This is a genomic window from Paucibacter sp. TC2R-5 (assembly GCF_025717605.1).
Lineage (GTDB): Bacteria > Pseudomonadota > Gammaproteobacteria > Burkholderiales > Burkholderiaceae_C > Paucibacter_A > Paucibacter_A albus.
In genome coordinates this window covers 1-3428 of record NZ_JAJIRQ010000027.1, presented here as the reverse complement: position 1 = coordinate 3428, position 3428 = coordinate 1, and the positions used below count along the sequence as shown (strand labels likewise).

The window sequence follows — 3428 nt, the reverse complement described above, 5'->3', positions numbered from 1 at the left end:
TTGACGACGGCAAATGGGTTCCAGTTAACGATATCGATGCACTTGCCGCGTTGAATTGCGGAGCTCAGGTCGATTGATTACAGTAGACGCTCAGTTTTCGCTTGGATTTTAGAAGAAACCAATGGGAAAAATAGTTGTGATGATTGGGACCGATCCGAGTGGCAAAGGCGGCGTGGCGGCGGTTGTTTCGGTCTATATCGACAATGGCTTGTTCGAGCGCTTTCCAATTCGCTATCTGTCCACTCACCAGGCAGGCGGCAAACTAGGCAAGCTGTGGGTCAGTGTTCGGGCCACTGTGCAGTTGTTGGGACATTTGCTTTCGGGCCGGGTGGCGCTGGTGCATGCCCATGTTGCTTCGAATGGCAGCTTTCTGCGAAAGTCTATCTATTTGGCGGTGGCGCGGCTGTTCGGCATAGCCACGGTGTTCCATTTGCACGGTGGCGGGTTTCAGCAGTTTCATGCAGGCGCCCCCGCTTGGCTGCAGCGTTGGATCGCCTACACCATCGGGCACTCGGACCGGGTTGTGGCCTTGTCCACCACCTGGGCCGAGTTTCTGGCGAGATTTGCGCCGGCTGGGGCAGTCAGGGTGATTGCCAATCCGGTGTACCTTCCAGAGACGGTTTCGCTTCAGCATGAAGAAGAGGGACGACTGCTTTTCCTGGGGCGAGCAGAGGCTGCCAAAGGAATTTTTGATTTGCTTGAAGCAGTCAAATTGATCGCCCCCTCGTGCCCAAATTTGCGCCTCGCCATAGGTGGGGACGGAGATGTGGCCGCAGTGCGCAAGCGGGCCGCTGAGCTAGGTATTGCCGATCATGTCGAAATTCTGGGCTGGGTGGTCGGCGAGGCCAAGCAACAGCAGTTTGAGCGCGCTGAAGTTTTTGTTCTGCCATCTCATCATGAAGGCCTGCCGATGGCGATGCTGGAAGCCATGGCACATGGTAAAGCGATGGTGATGACGCCGGTAGGCGGTATCCCCGAGGCAGTCCAACATGAGCAGCAAGGTTTGTTGGTCGCTCCAGGCCAGCCTCAAGAACTGGCCACTGCGCTGCTGCGCTTGTTGCAGAGCGCTAGTTTGCGGCGGGACTTAGGTCACCAGGCCCGAGCCCGAGTTGGAGAACGTTTTGGCACCAAGCGCGTGTTGGGGCAAGTGGCCGACATGTACCAGGAACTGGGAGTCAAGGAGACTTTGGTGAAGGACCCAGGCAATGAGTAGCCAGGAAACCGGCGGGCGGCTAGCCTGGTTTTGGAACCGCCTGCGTTGCATGACGCCGAGCGAAGTGCTGCACCGGGCGATCTATGCCGGCCGCTCCAAGGGCGAGCGAATGCTGGGGCTAGGCAATTTGCGTGCGGAGCCGACCGAGGCTTTGCGAGCCGGCGCTTGCTGGGTGCGCCCTCCTCTAGCAGAGGCGGCTGTGGAAGCCAGCGACTACATCTCCGAGGCGCAGGCAATTGCACATGGATCAGTGCGCTTGTTTGCCAGCCACCGTTTCGACGTTGGATCCCCTCCGCAATGGCATCGCTGCCCATTGACGGGTGTGCAAGCGCCTGCCCTTCCTGCCCATTCGATCTCTATCACCAATCGAGCCCTGGTAGGTGACATCAAGTACATCTGGGAGCTGAATCGCCATCTACATTGGGTAGTGCTGGCACAGGCTTGGGCACTCAGCAGCAATGCAGCGCATCTGCGCACCTTGGAGGAACAACTGCGCTCATGGCTAGATCAATGCCCGTACGGCCTTGGTCCCAACTGGACCAGCTCGCTGGAATACGCGCTTCGTCTGCTCAATTGGTCGGCGGTTTGGCAGTTGATTGGAGGCCCGGAATCGCCCTTGTTTGAAGGCGCAGAAGGGCAGGCTTTGCGCCAGCGCTGGCTAGACAGCATCAACCTGCACGTGCATGCGATCACCAAGCATTTCTCGCGCCATTCGTCGGCGAACAACCATCTGGTGGGAGAGTTGGCCGGCATCTTTGTAGCAGCGCAAACATGGCCCCTATGGGCGAGCTTTGAAGCGCTGGCCAAGCGTGTGCGCCGGGAATTGGAGCGAGAGGTACTGCTGCAAGTGGCCCCAGACGGTGTGCTGCGTGAGCAGGCGTTCGAGTACGCCACCTTTACCTTCGATTTCTTCTTGGCCGTGGAGCGAGCCGCGGCCGCAGCGGGGCAGCCGATGTCCCTGGCCTATTTGGCTCGCCTGAAATCAATGTGCGAATTCATCGCAGCCGTCACTACCGTGAAGGGAGCTGTGCCCCAAGTGGGCGATGCCGATGGGGCCGAGGCTTTCAGGCTTGACCCCCGCCCCGGCCGCGACTGCTTTGCTGCCATGCAACAAAAGGGTGCAGCCCTGTTCGGGCAGACTGCCTGGCTGCCGCTTGAGGCGCTGCGGCGTGATGACGTGGCGTGGTTGGATTTTGAAAATGTTGCTGCTCGGCCAAAAAACCAGATCGACAGCGCAAGCACACGCAAAATGGATTTCGCTGAAGGAGGGTACTTCCTGTTTGGCAGCGATCTAGGTGGCCCTAGCGAGATCTTGGGGCTGGTGGATGCCGGGCCTTTGGGCTATTTAGGCATTGCAGCTCATGGCCATGCCGATGCTTTGCAAGTTTGGCTGGCGGTGGCAGGCGTGCCCGTGTTGATAGACCCAGGAACCTACTCCTACTGGGCCGACAAAGAGTGGCGCGACTACTTCCGGGGTACCTCCGCGCACAACACCGTGCGGGTAGCAGGCCTGGATCAATCGGTCAGCGGCGGGCGTTTTATGTGGACGCGCAAGGCTCAGATTGGCAATCCAAGAACGGTGACGCGAACGCCAGATGGCGGTTTCCACATCTGCGCCAGCCACGATGGCTACATGCGCCTAGCAAGTCGCTTTACTCACTCCCGCGAAGTGAAGTTCGTCCCAGCGCAAGATAATGCACTGGCCGTCATCGATGAAGTAGCGGGGGCTCGCCCAGAAACCATTGAGCTTTTTTGGCATCTCTCGCCCGACTGGGTCATCAAGCCCCAGAGCGCGACAAGCATGATGCTCACACATGGATCTTTAGACTTGTGCCTACAAATGTCTGTCAGTGCCTCGGCAACCGGTCAGTTGGAAGTGATTGAGGGCCAAGTCTCGCCGCCGCTCGCTTGGTGTTCCAGCGAGTATGGGGAGAAGAAGCTTTGCACCGTAGTTCGCTGGGCTGGGTGGGCCGAACAAGTCCGAATAGAGACTCAATTCAGCATCTTTTCGGCGCCCAAATCTTAGGCAGCATGTCTTAGCTAGCAGGCGGGATATGTTCGTCAATTCGAACTCAAAGAGAATTGACGAAACATATCTCCTTTGGGAGCGAAATGCATCAAACAAATCACGGCCTATTCATCAAGGATCAGGTGTCATTAAAGCCTATTGAGACACGAGACCGCTGCATAACTTCCCTAATGCGCGCAACTTGAA

At 57.8% G+C, this 3428-nt stretch carries 2 protein-coding genes; both read left to right on the top strand.

Translation table 11 applies throughout. From position 1 onward, the window contains the following. The first annotated feature begins 121 nt into the window (after positions 1-121). A complete protein-coding gene (locus LNV08_RS22880) occupies positions 122-1213 on the top strand; it encodes a glycosyltransferase family 4 protein (RefSeq protein ID WP_318014148.1) in 1092 nt (363 codons plus the stop codon). After that, positions 1206-3239, top strand: coding sequence for an alginate lyase family protein (locus LNV08_RS22875; protein WP_318014147.1), 2034 nt, complete (start codon positions 1206-1208; stop codon positions 3237-3239). The genes LNV08_RS22880 and LNV08_RS22875 overlap by 8 nt, the downstream gene beginning before the upstream one ends. The last annotated feature ends 189 nt before the right edge of the window (positions 3240-3428 follow it).

Coding starts and splice junctions, on each gene's coding strand:
- LNV08_RS22875 (WP_318014147.1), top strand. CDS start 1,206: ATGAGTAGCCAGGAAACCGGCGGGCGGCTAGCCTGGTTTTGGAACCGC.
- LNV08_RS22880 (WP_318014148.1), top strand. CDS start 122: ATGGGAAAAATAGTTGTGATGATTGGGACCGATCCGAGTGGCAAAGGC.